14 protein-coding genes and 1 pseudogene are annotated in these 14407 nt (G+C 73.0%); 8 read left to right on the forward strand and 7 right to left on the reverse strand.

Annotated features, from left to right (window positions below; all coding sequences use genetic code 11):
- Positions 1 to 27 precede the first annotated feature (27 nt).
- Both OGH68_RS29230 and OGH68_RS29235 read right to left on the reverse strand, forming a co-directional pair.
- Positions 28 to 969 carry an NAD-dependent epimerase/dehydratase family protein gene (locus OGH68_RS29230; RefSeq protein WP_264248080.1) on the reverse strand — a complete coding sequence of 314 codons (942 nt, stop codon included), beginning with the start codon at positions 967 to 969 and terminating at the stop codon, positions 28 to 30.
- Positions 970 to 1114: 145 nt separating this feature from the next.
- Positions 1115 to 1885 (reverse strand): peptidyl-tRNA hydrolase, encoded by a 771-nt coding sequence (locus OGH68_RS29235; RefSeq protein WP_264248082.1) that lies wholly within the window; start codon positions 1883 to 1885, stop codon positions 1115 to 1117.
- A gap of 72 nt (positions 1886 to 1957) precedes the next feature.
- Between OGH68_RS29235 and OGH68_RS29240 the strand changes: the two genes are divergently transcribed.
- From OGH68_RS29240 to OGH68_RS29260, 5 genes and pseudogenes are all read left to right on the forward strand, one after another.
- Positions 1958 to 2635 (forward strand): AIM24 family protein, encoded by a 678-nt coding sequence (locus OGH68_RS29240; RefSeq protein ID WP_264248083.1) that lies wholly within the window; start codon positions 1958 to 1960, stop codon positions 2633 to 2635.
- Positions 2632 to 3617, forward strand: a pseudogene (locus OGH68_RS29245) (ATP-binding cassette domain-containing protein). The gene OGH68_RS29240 and the pseudogene OGH68_RS29245 overlap by 4 nt, the downstream one beginning before the upstream one ends.
- Positions 3569 to 3766 carry a hypothetical protein gene (locus tag OGH68_RS29250; protein ID WP_264248085.1) on the forward strand — a complete coding sequence of 66 codons (198 nt, stop codon included), beginning with the start codon at positions 3569 to 3571 and terminating at the stop codon, positions 3764 to 3766. Before OGH68_RS29245 ends, OGH68_RS29250 begins: the two are co-directional and overlap by 49 nt.
- A gap of 10 nt (positions 3767 to 3776) precedes the next feature.
- Entirely contained in the window at positions 3777 to 3971 is a 195-nt protein-coding gene (locus OGH68_RS29255) for a hypothetical protein (RefSeq protein WP_264248086.1), read from the forward strand.
- A gap of 148 nt (positions 3972 to 4119) precedes the next feature.
- Positions 4120 to 5235 (forward strand): AI-2E family transporter, encoded by a 1116-nt coding sequence (locus OGH68_RS29260; RefSeq protein WP_264248087.1) that lies wholly within the window; start codon positions 4120 to 4122, stop codon positions 5233 to 5235.
- Here the strand turns inward: OGH68_RS29260 and OGH68_RS29265 are convergent.
- The gene (locus OGH68_RS29265) at positions 5232 to 6122 is read right to left on the reverse strand and encodes a DMT family transporter (protein WP_264248088.1); all 891 of its coding nucleotides are present in this window, start codon (positions 6120 to 6122) and stop codon (positions 5232 to 5234) included. The two genes, OGH68_RS29260 and OGH68_RS29265, sit on opposite strands and share 4 nt — an antisense overlap.
- 145 nt (positions 6123 to 6267) lie before the next feature.
- Positions 6268 to 7149: a polysaccharide deacetylase family protein gene (locus OGH68_RS29270; protein ID WP_413471046.1), complete on the reverse strand. Its 882-nt coding sequence runs from the start codon at positions 7147 to 7149 to the stop codon at positions 6268 to 6270.
- Positions 7150 to 7329: 180 nt separating this feature from the next.
- On the opposite strand from OGH68_RS29270, the gene OGH68_RS29275 reads away from it, so the two are divergent.
- Both OGH68_RS29275 and OGH68_RS29280 read left to right on the forward strand, forming a co-directional pair.
- Positions 7330 to 7824 (forward strand): cupin domain-containing protein, encoded by a 495-nt coding sequence (locus tag OGH68_RS29275; protein WP_264248089.1) that lies wholly within the window; start codon positions 7330 to 7332, stop codon positions 7822 to 7824.
- A 153-nt stretch (positions 7825 to 7977) separates the two neighbouring features.
- Positions 7978 to 9162, forward strand: coding sequence for a S1 family peptidase (locus OGH68_RS29280; protein WP_264248090.1), 1185 nt, complete (start codon positions 7978 to 7980; stop codon positions 9160 to 9162).
- A gap of 63 nt (positions 9163 to 9225) precedes the next feature.
- On the opposite strand, the gene OGH68_RS29285 is transcribed toward OGH68_RS29280, so the two are convergent.
- Genes OGH68_RS29285 through OGH68_RS29295 form a run of 3 tightly spaced genes read right to left on the reverse strand, consistent with a single transcriptional unit; the run spans position 9226 to position 12832 of the window.
- Positions 9226 to 11550 (reverse strand): ABC transporter permease, encoded by a 2325-nt coding sequence (locus OGH68_RS29285; RefSeq protein WP_264248091.1) that lies wholly within the window; start codon positions 11548 to 11550, stop codon positions 9226 to 9228.
- 2 nt (positions 11551 to 11552) lie between these two features.
- The gene (locus OGH68_RS29290; RefSeq protein ID WP_264248093.1) at positions 11553 to 12329 is read right to left on the reverse strand and encodes an ABC transporter ATP-binding protein; all 777 of its coding nucleotides are present in this window, start codon (positions 12327 to 12329) and stop codon (positions 11553 to 11555) included.
- The gene (locus tag OGH68_RS29295; RefSeq protein ID WP_264248094.1) at positions 12326 to 12832 is read right to left on the reverse strand and encodes a PadR family transcriptional regulator; all 507 of its coding nucleotides are present in this window, start codon (positions 12830 to 12832) and stop codon (positions 12326 to 12328) included. The genes OGH68_RS29290 and OGH68_RS29295 overlap by 4 nt, the downstream gene beginning before the upstream one ends.
- A gap of 167 nt (positions 12833 to 12999) precedes the next feature.
- On the opposite strand from OGH68_RS29295, the gene OGH68_RS29300 reads away from it, so the two are divergent.
- Positions 13000 to 14271: an ABC transporter substrate-binding protein gene (locus OGH68_RS29300; RefSeq protein ID WP_264248096.1), complete on the forward strand. Its 1272-nt coding sequence runs from the start codon at positions 13000 to 13002 to the stop codon at positions 14269 to 14271.
- Positions 14272 to 14407 lie beyond the last annotated feature (136 nt).

Below are 14407 nucleotides of genomic sequence, written 5' to 3' on the forward strand. Positions count from 1 at the left end.
GTTGTCACCTGTCATCCGCAGCCGGTGTCACCCCGTGCCGGCCAGTCGCTCACGCCACCAGTCCACGGTCGCCCCGACCTGCTCGTCGACCGGGGTGGCCCGTACGGCGAACGCGGCCTCGTAAGCACTGGAGTCGATGATGAAAGGACGGTCGAACTGATAGCGGAGTTCCTTCAGCTCACGGAGCAACGGAGAGAAGAGTGACGCGGCGCCGAGCACGGCCGACGGCAGCCTTCGCACCGCGACCGGCTGTGTTCCCGACCGAGCGGCAAGGCGGTCGACCATCTCCCGGACGGACAGCGCGGGCGCCGTCGGTACATGCCAGGCCCGTCCCCAGGCCCGCTCCTCGACGGCGACCTCGACCAGGGCCCCGGCCACATCGGGGAGATAGGTCCAGCTGTGCGGGGCGTCAGGGTCCCCGAGCGTGGAGACCGGCTTGCCGCGCAGCAGGCGTGGCACGACCCGCGCGGCCAGATGCCCGCCGTCGGTGACGCCGGGCCCGAAGAAGTCCGAGGCCCGCACCTCCACCGCCCTGATGCGACCCTGCTCATGCAGTTTCCGCGCCTGCTCCCAAACGGCGGCGCGCACCCGCCCCTTGGAGCCGGTCGCCGCGAGCGGCAGCTGCTCGGTCATGGGGCCGTCCACCGGACCGTAGCCGTAGAGGTTGCTCAGCATGACCAGGACGGCCCCGGTCGCTTCGGCGGTCTCGCAGACCGACGTGGCGAGCGGCGGCCAGTCACTCGCCCATCGATGGTAGGGCGGTGCGGCACAGCAGTGGATCGAGGCCGCGCCTTGTGCGGACTCGATCAGTCTCTTGCTGTCCGTCGCATCCAACGCGACGTGCTCGATGCCGGGTTCTGGGCTGCGACCCGACTTGGTGACGACTCGTACCGAATGGCCCTTTTCGACCAGCTGCCGGGCAGTGGCTGCCCCGGCAGGACCGAAACCTACGACGACATGAAGACTCACGCTCGCACACTAGCGCGAGCCTGTGACGCTCTTGGGCCGGGCGCGTCCAGGCGCGGGTGGATCGCCGGATGGTTTCGGCCAAACTTCACGACGGTCCGGTGCCCACCGGTCGCCGGAGCGAGCGCGCGCGGCAGAAGAAGCCCGTCTACGGCCGTCGTTCGCGCGGGAGAGGACAGAAGCGCTGCCCTCCTTCGACTGCGACAGTTTTGCCGGGCGCGATCTCCGTGAACCCGGCGTCGCGCACGACCGGCAGTCCGCTCGTCGTCAGAGCGCGCCAGTCTGCCGGTTCCGCGGTGCGCACGGAAAGCGCGAAGCCCGATTCGCGCCATGCGTCGCGGTCGGCGTCCGACAGTTCCCACCAGGCGAGTTGGGCGCCGTGGCCGGCCTGCGCCATGGCCTTGCCCGCGGACATCTTCAGCTCCGGGTTCAGCCACAGCACGGGACCGGCCGGGTCGGGCGCGGCGGGCGGCCGCGGGTCGTCCAGTTCGGTGCCGGACACCTGGAGCTTGGCCAGTTCCCTGGGCCAGCCGTCGAGCGGTACGGGCGGGAAGACCCGCACCTCCGCCGCCGTCCTGCCCTCCGTGCCGGCGCCGGTACCGGTCACCGTGACGCCCGGCAGCGTGCCGGCCTTGCGCCACTCCGTGCCCCGCGCCCGCCGTACGACCTTGCGGATACGGGCGTCCTGCCAGTCCCGCACGGCCCGCGCCCACTCGCCCTCACCGCTGGAGCGCTCGTCGGCGAGCATCGCGAGCACGGCCCGCGCCGCGGTCTCCAGGGCGTCCGTACGGGCCGGGGGCGCGGTCCTCTCCAGGCGCACCACCAGCGGCAGGACGAACTGCGGCGCCGCGTCGCGGGACGAGTTCTCGTGCCTGAAGGGGCTGTCGGGCCGGATTTCACGTGTGTCTTCGCTGCTCACACCCGTCAGTCTGCCAGCTTCCGTACGCACGGATGTTGGCGGAACGGGCGCCTCCGGGACACGATGCATGTCATGAAGAGCGATCTTTTCTCCACAGAGAACATGGCGCAGCAGGCCACGGTGCCCGGCATGACGCTGCAGAACGCCAAGTCGGTCAAGTACGCGGTCAACGGTGAGATGCACGCGCGGCAGGGCTCGATGATCGCCTTCCGGGGCAATCTCCAGTTCGAACGCAAGGGCCAGGGGATCGGCGGCATGCTCAAGCGCGCCGTCACCGGTGAGGGCCTGCCGCTGATGGCCGTACGCGGCCAGGGCGAGGCGTGGTTCGCGCACGAGGCGGCCAACTGCTTCATCGTCGACATCGAGCAGGGCGACGCGCTGACCATAAACGGCCGCAACGTCCTGTGCTTCGACCCGACGCTGTCCTACGAGATCAAGACGGTCAAGGGCGCCGGCATGGCCGGCGGCGGTCTGTTCAACAGCGTCTTCACCGGGTACGGCAAGCTCGCCGTCATCTGCGAGGGCAGCCCCATCGTCATCCCCGTCACCCACCAGCAGCCGGTGTTCGTCGACACCGACGCGGTGGTCGGCTGGAGTGCCCAGCTGCACACGTCGCTGCACCGTTCCCAGTCCGTCGGCTCGATGATCCGCGGCGGCTCCGGCGAGGCGGTGCAGCTCAAGCTGGAGGGCGAGGGCTTCGTGATCGTCCGGCCCAGCGAGCTCACCCCGCAGAAGGCGTCACAGAACTGAGGCTCCGGCCGGTGGGCCGTCGCTACGGCCCCGGCGGCCCATGGGTGCTGCGGGGGGTCGACCTCGACCTGCGCGCGGGCGCCCCGGTCCGGGTCGGGGCAGCAACGGCAGCGGCAAGTCGACGCTGCTGCGGCTGCTCGCCGGTATCGACGCGCCGACCGAGGGCCGGATCACCGGCCGGCCGCGTACGGCCTACGTCCCCGAGCGCTTCCCCGCCGCCCTGCCGTTCACCGCGGCCGGCTATCTGACGCGTCTCGGCCGCGTCCACGGGCCGGGCAGGCGCGAGGCGGCCGCCGGTGCCGCCGAATGGCTCGAACGCTTCGGGGCCGCGGCGCACGCCCGTACACCGCTCGGCGAACTCTCCAGGGGCACCAGTCAGAAGGTCGCCGTCGCCCAGGCGCTGCTCGCCGGAACGGAGCTGCTGCTGCTCGACGAGGCCTGGACCGGCCTGGACACCACGGCACGCGACCAGCTCGACCTGGCGGTCGTGGAACGGGTCGCGGCAGGGGCGACCGTCGTGTACGTCGATCACGACCCGCGCCGGCCGGCCGGGGTGGCCGACACCGTCCTCTCCGTACGGGACGGCCGGCTGGAGGAGCAGCGGGCGGACCGTCTCCCGCCCGGCGGGCGGCAGCCGGGGCACTCGGCCCGGATCGTGGCGGTCGGCCCGCCCGGCGCACCGGTGCCCGGCGGACTGCCGGGCAGCCCCGAACAGTTCACGGCCGAGGACGGCAGCACCGTGCTCACCGTCGTCGCGCTGATCGGCGATCCGTGGAGCGCCACCACCGGGTGGCGGTCCCGCGAACGGCCGCGGTGGCCGCGGGGCTTCTCGCGGGAGCGGTGTACGTGCTGCTGGGGACGGCGGTCGGTGTCCTGTGCACACGGCCGGTGCTGCACTCGCGCGGCTGGCCGACGGCGGCGAGCGCACTGCTCGTGCTGCTCGCCCTGGTCACCGGCGGTTCGCCCGCCAGGTACGCGGTGACGGGCCTGGTCACCGGCTCGCGGACGGGGACCGTGACGTGGCCGCTGCTGCCCCTGCTCTCGGCGGCGCTGATCGCCGCGGCGGCGGCCGGTCTCACGTGCGTACTGGCACCTCTGCGCGGCGCGGACGGCGGCAGACCCGCGAGCTAGAGTCGGATGTATGGACGAGCACGAGCCGTACCGCGAGACCCTCGAGAGCCGGACCGCGGAGCCGGCCCAGGGCGCGGCCGGCGGTCCCTTCGCGGAGTGCGTCCTGTGCCGCGAGCCGACCGAGTACCCGGCGTCGGTCAAGGGCGCGCCGCTGTGTCCGGTCTGCGAATGGCGGGAGGCGGAACGGACCGCCTGCTCCGGCTGACCGCGTGAGCGCCTGACTGCCGTGACCGCCTGACCGCCGGGTCGGCCGCCCGCACCTGACCGCCCGGTCGGCCGGTTCGCGCGTGCCTTCGGGCGAACGCCGCACCGGACGCGTGATGCGCGGGGTGCCCGGTGGTACGCGGATCTGCATGGCACCCAGGTCGTACGGCCCGCAGGAGCGCCCTTCGGGTGCGCCGTCCGCCGCTGAGAAACCACGGGTGCCGGACGCACTGCGGACGGCCGCCGCGTACGCCTGGCGGATCCTCGTGGTGGCTGCCGCCGTCTACGGCGTCTTCGCGCTGCTCGGACGGTTCCACGAGATCGCAGTGGCCGTGTTCCTGGGCCTCGTCGTCACCGCGGTGCTCCGGCCGGTGGCCGACCTGGCCGCACGCCTCCTGCCGCGTCCGCTCGCCGTCGCCGCCTCGCTGCTGGGCGGCATCCTGCTCGTGCTGGGGACGTTCGCCCTGGTCGGTGAGGCGGTTGCGGGCGAGCGGACCACCCTGGTACGGGAGTTCCGCACGGGGATCGAGAGGATCGAGAACTGGCTGGAGCGGCCCCCGTTCCGTGTCGATCCGGAAGCCCTGACCGATGTCCAGTCCCGCATCGGCCAGCTGCTGTCCAGCCACCGGTCCACTGTCATCAGCGAGGCGCTGAGCGGCGCCGGACGGCTGGTCGAGGTGCTGACCGTGTTCGCCCTGGCGCTGTTCTGCTCGGTGTTCTTCATCCACTCCGGCGACCGTCAGTGGGGATGGTTCTGCGGCCAGTTGCCACCCGTCGCCCGGGGGCACGCGACGGTCGCCGGCCGGGCCGCCTGGCGTACGTTCACCGGGTACACCCGCGGCATTCTGCTGGTGGCCGGCACCAACGCGATCCTGGTGGGGGTCGCCCTCTTCGCCCTCGGGGTTCCCCTGGCGCTGCCGCTGGCCCTGCTGGAGTTCTTCGCCGCGTTCATCCCGCTCGTCGGTTCGCCCATCGCCCTGGCCGTGGCCGCGGTGGTCGCGCTCGCGGCCGAGGGGCCGTTGATCGCGGGCGTGGTCGTCGCCCTCATCGTCGTCATCGGGCAGATCGAGGGGCATCTGCTGCATCCGGTCGTGATGAGCTGGGCCGTCCGGCTGCATCCCGTGGTCGTTGCGCTGTCGGTGGTGGGCGGGGCGGTCGCCGCGGGTGTGGTGGGCGCGGTCGTCGCGGTGCCGCTGGTGGCCGTGGTCTGGTCGGTTCGTCAGGCGCTGCGCGGGGCGCGCACGTCCGGCGGGGAAATGGCTTAGGGCGCCGTGGTCCCCGCCTCCTCCGGGGCGACCAGGGACTGGGCGAGCGGCACTCTGGCCAGAGCGAGGACACCGGCCACCACCAGCGCCACCCCGGCCGCCTGGGGCAGCAGCCACCAGCCGGTGCGGATGTCCTCTTCGAAGAGGAGGAGTCCGAGGGCCAGGCTCACGGCCGCGTCCCCGAGGGTGAGCGCGGGCTGGGAGGCGACCAGCGGGCCGGCCTGCATCGCGTGCACCAGCAGGAAGAGCGCCGCCCCGCCGCTCGCCGCGAAGGCGTAGGTCTGCCAGGTCGTGAGGAACGCCCCGAGGCCGTGGTCGTCGAGGATGTGCACCGCCTCCTTCATCAGGGCCGCGGTGAGCGCGTAACTGATCGCGGTGGCCGAGCCGAGGCAGGCCGCGCGGGCCCGGCCCTCCGGGCGGCGCAGGGCCGCGGCGGCGAGCGCGAGGACCACCGCTGCGCACACGGGGAGTGCGACGATCCAGCGGTCCGCCGGTACGTCTGTGCGGTCGCCCGACGGCGCGGCGGCGGCGAGGGCGATGCCGAGACCCACGACGACACCGGCCACAGCAACCCAGCCGGCGCGCGGCAGGCTGCCGTGCAGCAGGAGCGTCGCCAGGATCAGGGCGAGCGGCAGTTCGAGGACGAAGAGCGGCTGCACGATCGTCAGCGGCCCGGTCCCGAGGGCCACCGCCTGGCAGACGCCCGCGACGACGACGGCGAGGATGCCGGCGAGCCAGACGGGCTGCCGCAACAGATCGAGCACGAGACCGGCTCGGAAGCCCTCCGAGCTCGGGACGACGAGAGCCGCCTTGCGCTGCAGCACTGTGGCGAACGCGTTGCTGAGCGCCGCGCAGAGCGCGAAGAGTACTGGCAGCAGCATGTGCACGGGATCGGCCTCCGGCAGTCGACGGTTGAGCTGGTGGCGGGCGGGCGCTACGCGGTCGGCGGTGGTGGCGCGGCGGTACGCGGTCGGCGCCGGTGCGAAGGCCCACGACCCCGGACCGCGCGCACGGGAGGGTGGCCGCCGTCGTTCAGGAGCTGTCCGGCCCCGGTCCGCCGGACACGCCCTCGGCCCCGGCGGCGGCGGACTGCCGCATCAGGTCGGACACCTTGACGAACCGGTAGCCGCGCCGGCGCAGCTCCGGGACGATCCGGCGGACCGCCTCCTCGGTGACGGGCGCGGCGCTGCGAGTGCAGTGCAGGACGGCCAGCGACCCGGGCCTGACCCCGTCGAGTACCTGCTCCGCCACGGCGTCCGCGTCCGTGGCGAACGCGTCACCGCTGACGACGTCCCACTGGACGGCGGTGACCTCGGCCTGGGCAACGGCCCGCAGGGCGGCGTCGTCGTAGCAGCCGCCGGGGAAGCGGAAGTACGGCACCACGTTGCGTGCCCCGGCCTTCTCGATCGCCGCGAACGCCCGCCGTACGTCGGCGAGCATGTCCTCGGCGGCGATCTGGGGGAGGCCGTAGCAGGGTGAGCTGAAGGCGTAGTGGCTGTAGGAGTGGTTCGCGACCTCGAAGAGGGGATCGGTGCCGATGGCCTTCGCCTGGGCCGGGTACTCCTCGGCCCAGCGACCCGTCATGAAGACGGTCGAGGGGACCTTCAGCGTGCGCAGGGCGTCGATCAGCGCCGGGTTGTCGAACCGTTCGCCGCCCGCGGCCCGCGGGCCCTGGTCGGCGGTCATGTCCGCGTCGAAGGTGAGGGCGACGGTCTTCGCCCCGGTGCTGCCGTCACCGGCGGCGCGCGTGAACACCGGTGCCAGACCGCCCGGCCCGGGAGCCATGGTGGGCGCCGCCGGAGCGGCGGGGGAGGGCGCGGCTTCCGCCGGAGAGGGCCGGGGAGCGGTGCCGGGACGGTGGCCGGAGGCGTCGCAGCCGGCAAGTGCCGCAGCCAGAACTGCCAAAGCGATCAAATTACGCGCATATCTGGTCACTCATGGAAAATATGTGATCATCTGGCCGGAAAAGAGTTGGAACGTTCCTGCGTCAGGGTTGTGTTTTCGGCACGGGTCCGTCGCCACGGCTCAGGCCAGTGGATTGCCCTGTGCAATGATGCGGTCGGTTCTGTGATCCGCGTGCTCTGGAGGAACGGCATGGCAGAGTCCCCGAGGGCCGGAGTGCTGGCGAGCAGGGCGGATCTGACCGCGGCTCCGGAGGACCGTGGCGGTGCCCTCTGGCGACTGGATCCGGTGGTCCGGCAGCTGGACGCCAACCTCGTCCGGCTCCTGCCCGGCACCCGGGGTGCCGCGCACGTCGAACCGGACCTCGACGTCCTGATCTGCGTGCTCGACGGCAGCGGCGAACTGACGGTCGGGGGAGAGCGTCAGCCTCTGGAGCCGGGCTGCGTGGCCTGGCTGCCGCACGGCATCGAACGCGCCGTGTCCGCCGGACCGGGCGGCCTCGCCCACGTCACGGCACACCGCCGCCGCCCCGGCATGACCATCGGCAGCGCGTCCCCCGTCCGGGAGACCGCCCAGGGCGGTGAACCCGCCTGCATGCTCGGCCGCGTCTGCCCGGACTGCGACCACCCGGCGGCGGACGCCGGGGCGCGGTACTGCAGCCGGTGCGGCGCCCGGCTGCCCGAATGAACCGTCCCGCGCAAGCCCGCTGACATCGCGTCAGGCAGGAAATCCCGCCGTCGCGATGAGTACAACTGCCCGCCTCTTCCGTATCAACGGTCGGACGCGTCCCCCGGTCTGTCGTCGGCAACCGGATTCCGTATCCCCGCAGGAGGCGGCGAGTTGAGTCACAGGCGAATACCCAGGCGAAAGGCCGTGCTTGCAGGAGCGGGGGCGGTGGGCATCGCCGCGGCAGCCGTGCTGCTGCCCCACGCCAACGCATCGCAGTCCGGCTCCGGTTCCGAGCCGACGGCCGAAGCGAGAACGCTGAGCGCCGCTGCGGCCCAGGACCTGGTCTCGCAGCTCGGCCCCGAACTCGGTGACGCGTATGCGGGTGCGTACTACGACGCACAGAAGCAGCAGGTCATCGTCAACGTCAGCGGCGACAGCAACAGTGCGGTGGTTCAGGTCAACGAGGCCGGCGCCGTCGCGCGGCCCGTCGAGAACAGCATGCGCGAGCTGAAGTCCGCGGCGGACACGCTGGCCCGTGAAGCCACCGTCCCGGGCACGGCCTGGGCCGTCGACCCGAGGACCAACCGGCTGACGGTCACCGCGGACCGCACGGTCGACGGCGACAACTGGAGTCGGCTGGCGTCCGCCGTCACGTCGCTGGGCGCCGGCATGGCACGAGTTCAGAAGACGGCGGGCGAGTTCCGGCCCTTCCTGGAGGGCGGCGACGCCATCTTCGGCGGCGGCTCGCGCTGTTCCCTCGGCTTCAACGTCACCACCGGCGACGGGCAGCCCGGCTTCCTCACCGCCGGACACTGCGGCGTCGCCGACGACCAGTGGTCCGAGGAGCCGAACGGCGCCCCGATCGGTACGGTCCGGGCGGCGACCTTCCCCGGCGAGGGCGACTTCGCGCTCGTCACGTACGACGACCCCGCCACCGAGGCACCCGGCACGGTCGACCTCGGCAACGGCCAGACCCTGGACATCGTGGGCGCCGACAACGCGGCGGTCGGCCAGGAGGTGTTCCGCATGGGCAGCACCACCGGTCTGAACAGCGGCCGGGTCACCGGTCTGAACGCCACCGTGAACTATCCGGAAGGCACCGTCACGGGCCTGATCCAGACCGATGTGTGCGCGGAGCCGGGCGACAGCGGCGGTGCCCTGTTCACCCGTGACGGCAGCGCGATCGGTCTGACCTCGGGCGGCAGCGGCGACTGCACGTCGGGCGGCGAGACGTTCTTCCAGCCGGTGACCACGGCACTGGCGTCGGTCGGTGCGCAGATCGGCGCGGGCGACGGCGGCGGCCGGAACGAAGACCAGGGCCAGGGCCAGGACCAGGGCGGCTTCGACGGCAGCTGAGTCGCATCCCTTCCCCCACGCATCCGGGGGCGTGCGGCCCCCCGCACGCCCCCGGACGCGTGTTCAGAGCGTCTCGCTCAGCGAATCCGCCAGCCGCCGCCGCGCCGTCCGCGTCGCCGGCAGCGAGGCCGCAGCCACCGCCCCCACCACGGCGCCGGCCACGACGCCCACCAGCACGGGCCACGGCGGCAGATGGGCGATCCCCGCTCCCATTCCGCTCGAGCTGCCCTGGACGTCCACCAGCCACATCCCGGAGAGCGCGCCGAGCGCCGTCCCCGCCACGGCAGCCACCAGCGCCGTCAGCCCGGCGCCGATCACGATGACCGAGCCGATCTGGCGGGGCGTCAGCCCGATCGCCTTCAGCGCGAGCAGGTCCCGGCCCCGGTCGCGCACCCCGGTGCCGATCAGCGTCAGCAGCTCGGTCAGCCCGATCAGGGCCAGTACGGCGATCAGGGCCGCGATCACTCCGCGCGCCGGTTCCAGCCGGTCCGCGGGGTTGGGTGTCTCACGGATCTCCAGCGTGCCGCCCGCCGCCTCGTCGAGCGCGGTCCGTACCGCCCGCGGGTCCGAGCCCTCGGCCAGGACCAGGGCGTGGAAGTCGGGCCGCAGCCGCGGGTCACGGTCCCTCAGGGCGTCGAGGGTCGTGGAGACGATCCGTCCGCCGGACTCGGGTTCGACGCTGCGGCCCACGATGTGCAGGATCTGCGGCCGCCCCTCGACCGTCATCCGCACCCAGTCCCCGACCCGTACGCCCAGCAGATCGAGCAGCCCCTGGCCGGCGACCGCCTCGTCGGCGCCGCGGGCGGCCCGGCCCTCCGCCACCGCCGACGGATACGGGTCCGCCGCGGTGCCCAGCCCGCGCAGTGTGATGGTGCCGGTCTGTCCGGGGACGAGGGCGGCCATCTCGGCGCCGGGATGGACGGCGGCCACCTCCGGGACCCCGGCCAGGGTCCGCCGCAGCTCCTCCTCCGTGGGCCCGCCGGGCTGCTGCGCCCGTACGGTCAGTGCCGCGGGCAGCCCCATCTCGGCGGGCCTGCTGCGGAACTGGTCCAGCGTGGACCAGGCCACCAGCGCGACCGTGATCAGGACCAGCGGCAGCGCGAGGCGCCCGACGGCGACGGCCGTGCGGCCCCGGCGCGGGAAGGCCGAGCGCCAGCCGAGTACCAGCGCCGGCGGTACGCGCATACCGAGCGCCCGCCGCCCGAGCGGGGTCATCGGCGCGGCCGACGGCTGTGCGGCGCGGGCGACGGGAACGGGCGGGACCCGCCCGGCGCGCCAGGCGGCGAGCCCGGTCGCGGCCGCGATCAGCAGGACCGCGCCGCACGGCACGCCGATCATGAGCGCCGCGTATCCGGGCAGGTCCTGCCAGAGGGCGGCCGCGTCGCCGATCCGGCCCGGTATCCGCGCCCCGAGGAGGGCGATCGCCGCCGTCCCGAGAGCGACGCCGAGCAGGGCGAACGCCAGATGCTGCACGAGGAAGCCCCGTACGACCTGTCCCGGGGTGAAACCCACGGCCTTGAGCACGGCGATGTCCCGCAGCTGGCCGCGTACCCGGGCGCCGATCGCCCCGGACGCGGCGAGCGCGGCCGCCAGCAGCGCACCGAGCCCGAAGACGGCGAACAGCTGGCCGAGCAGTCGGTCGTCGCCGCCGGCCTCGGCACGCGCCTGCTGCCACTTGGTGACCTGGTCGACCCGGTCGGCGCCGAGCAGGGTCACCGCCCGCTGGACCATGAAGTCGGTGTCGCCGGCGTCGTCCAGCCGCAGCCCCACGCTCCGCCCGGTGTCGCCGGGCGCGACGGCGTCGAGCGTGTCCGGCAGCACCCAGCCGGTGCCCGGCCCGCCGCCCGGCCGGTAGGTGGGCTCCGCCGCCTCGGCGACGCCGGTCACACGCAGGGTGCGCGGCGTGCCGTCCTGTCCGGTGACCCGTACCGTGTCGCCGGGCTCGGCCCACAGCGCCCGGGCGACCGAGCTCTCCAGTACGACGGTGCCCGCCGCGCCGCCGCCGTCGGGCGGCGCGAGCCAGCTCCCGGCGGTCAGGAGCGGCCGTGCCACCTCCGGCGGCCGGGTCTCCGCGGCGCGCAGCGCCACCGCCGCCCGCGCGCCCTGCGATTCGACGGTGGTGGCGGCGGTCCGGAAGGGGCCGGAGAGCCCGGCGACGCCGTCGAGCCCGGCCAGGGCCGCCGTGTCGGCGCCGGCCCGGGTCTGGAGCCAGATGTGCGCGCCCTGGGACTGGTTGAAGATCCGCTGCCACGGGTTGGCGGCGTAGCTGAACAACGCGCCCGCGAGCAGCAGCGAGGCGATGACCCCGGCGCTGGCGAGGACGACGAAGAGGGCCTCGCCCCGGTGTGCGCGGAAGTCGGCGTGCGCCCAGCGCAGAGTGGCCCGCACGGTCACTCCTTCAGTTCGAGCACGCCGGACACTCCGCCGCCCGGGCCGCGGCGACCGGCGCCGAGCTCGGCGTCGTCCGCGATCCGGCCGTCGAAGAAGCTGATGACACGGTCGGCGGCGCTGGCCATCCGGGCGTCGTGGGTGACCATCAGGATCGTCTGGCCGCGCTGGTGGAAACGGGAGAGCAGCCGGAGCACCTCCCGGGTCCCCTTGCTGTCGAGGCTGCCGGCCGGTTCGTCGGCGAGCAGCAGGGCGGGGTGGTTGACCAGGGCCCGGGCGAGCGCGACCCGCTGCTGCTCGCCTCCGGAGAGTTCGCCGGGCATGGACTTCTCGCGGCCTTCGAGGCCGAGCTCGGCGAGGAGTTCGGCGCGGGAGTCGCGGGCGGTCCTGGGGGAGGCGCCGGCGAGCAGCGCGGGCAGTTCGACGTTGTCCGCGACGGTGAGGTTGGAGACCAGGTTGAAGAACTGGAAGACGACACCGATGCTGCGCCGCCGCAGCACGGCCCAGCGGGCCTCGCGGTACTCGTCGACCCGCCGGCCGTCGATCCACAGCTTCCCGCTGTCGGGCCGCTGGAGACCGCCGACGAGATGCAGCAGCGTCGACTTGCCCGCGCCGGAGGGCCCGGTGACCGCCACGAATTCGCCGGGCCGCACGGTCAGGTCCACACCGCGCACGGCGTGCACCGGTGCGCCTTCGCCGTGGTGGGTCTTGGTCAGGCCCTCGGCACGTACGATCGGCGCGCCGCCGGGTGTGCCCGAAGGCGCTGCGGTGTCGCTCATTCCAGCTCCTCCTGGCAGCGCTCCAGCCAGTCGAGGTCGGCCTGCAGATGCAGCATGGCGCCCTCGATCAGCAGCTGGGAGATCCTGTTGTCACGGTCCTCCGCGGCGGCCAGTCTGGACAAGTCCCGCATGGTGTTGAGGTACTGCCGCCGCTGTTTGTTGATCAGGACGACCGGGTCGGCGAGTCCTGACTGCGGTGCGAGCGCGAGCTTCATGAAGAACTCGTCCCGCACCCGGGGCTCGTCCGTGGTCTCCTCGAACCAGGCCTGCACCGCCTCGCGGCCGGCGTCGGTGAGCCGGTACGTGCGCTTGTTGGGCCGGCCCGACTGCTCGACGTCCTCGCCGTCGATCAGACCGCTCTTCTCCAGCCGGCCGAGGGTGACGTAGATCTGGCCGACGTTCGGCTGAGGGTACGCGGCGCCGAGGAGCTGTTCAAGGTCCTGCTTCAGCTCGTAGCCGTGCGCGGGACCACGGGTCAGGAGTGCCAGGAGCGGCAGCCGCACGCGCTCCCCTCCCTCCCGCTGACGTGGTTTCCTGTTGCCCGGGCCGCGGCGTGTGTTCTGTGGCACTCGCCCCGTCTGCCTGGACGTCTAGTATCGCCCATGCCTAACGGGTATATATAGGCCACGATGCTCGGCAGCGCAGCCGGATCGTGCACTGGGAGGAATCCATGCGGTGGATGCGTGCCGCGGGTAGAGGACTCCTGGTCGCGGCGGTACTGCTGGTCGGCTACGCCGGTTCCGGCGTCGGTGCCCGGCCCGCCGACCCCCAGGGGCGCGGGCCCATGACGCTGGTGACGGCGGGCGATCTGACCGACTATCTCTCGCCGCTGCTCGACGACTGGAACAGCGCCCACCCCGACGAGCGGGTGACCCTGGTCGAACTGCCGGACTCGGCGGACGAGACCCGGGCGCAGATGATCAGCGAGCTGCGCTCCGGCAGCGACCGCTTCGACGTGCTGAACATCGACGTGGCGTGGACGTCCGAGTTCGCCGCGGCGGGCTGGATCTCCCCGCTGCACCGCGACCGCTTCCCGCTGAAGAGCTTCCTGCGGCCGGTTGTCGACACCGCCACCTTCGACGGGCGGCTCTACGCGGTCCCGTACGTCACCAACGCCGGCCTGCTCTACTACCGCAAGGACGTCCTCGAGCAGGAGGGTGAGAAGCCGCCGCGGACCTGGGCCGAGCTGGCCCGCCAGGCCCGTACGATCGCTCCCCGCCACGGCCTCGACGGGTACGCCGGTCAGTTCCTGCCCTACGAAGGGCTGACCGTCAACGTCGCGGAGGCCGTGCACTCGGCGGGCGGGTCGATCCTGCGGGACGACGGCGAGCGGGTCACCGTGGACTCCGCCGCCGCCAGGGAGGCGCTGACGTTCCTGGCGGACGGCGTGCGGGAGGGCTGGATCCCCCGGGAGGCGCTCCACTACAAGGAGGAGGAGTCCCGGCAGGCGTTCCAGGACGGCAGGCTGCTCTTCCTCCGTAACTGGCCGTACGTCTACTCCGACGCGAGCGCCGGGGACTCGAAGGTTGCCGGGAAGTTCGGCGTGGTGCCGCTGCCCGGTCCGGACGGGCCGGGCACCAGCGTGCTGGGCGGCTCCAACCTCGCTGTCAGCAGCCACTCCCGCCATCCGGCCTCCGCCGCCGACCTGATCGCCTACCTCACCAGTGAGCGCGTCCAGCGGCAGGTGCTCACCGAGGGCGCCCTGCCGCCGGTCCGTGCCTCGCTGTACGAGGACCCGGAGCTGGTGCGGGCCCATCCGTATCTGCCGACGCTGCGCCAGAGCGTGCTGTCGGCGGTGCCGCGTCCCAAGAGCCCGCACTACGACCAGGTGAGCCTGGCGGTGCAGGCGGTGGCGCAGGACGTCATGGCGCTGCGGCAGACACCCGACGAGGCGGTGGCGCGGCTCGCGCGCGAGCTCGCGGCGATCTCCCGCAGCGGCTGACCTCCGGCACCCTGTTCTCCCAAGAGGGCTCCTACTTACATGTTAAGTAGGAGCCTCTCTCTTTTGATCCCCGATTATGGGGCAAATCACCCCAGCTTTGCGCAGTTTCCGGACACACCGTTGACACCTTCCAGTC

The sequence above is a fragment of the Streptomyces peucetius genome (genome assembly GCF_025854275.1).
GTDB classification, from domain to species: Bacteria; Actinomycetota; Actinomycetes; order Streptomycetales; family Streptomycetaceae; genus Streptomyces; species Streptomyces peucetius_A.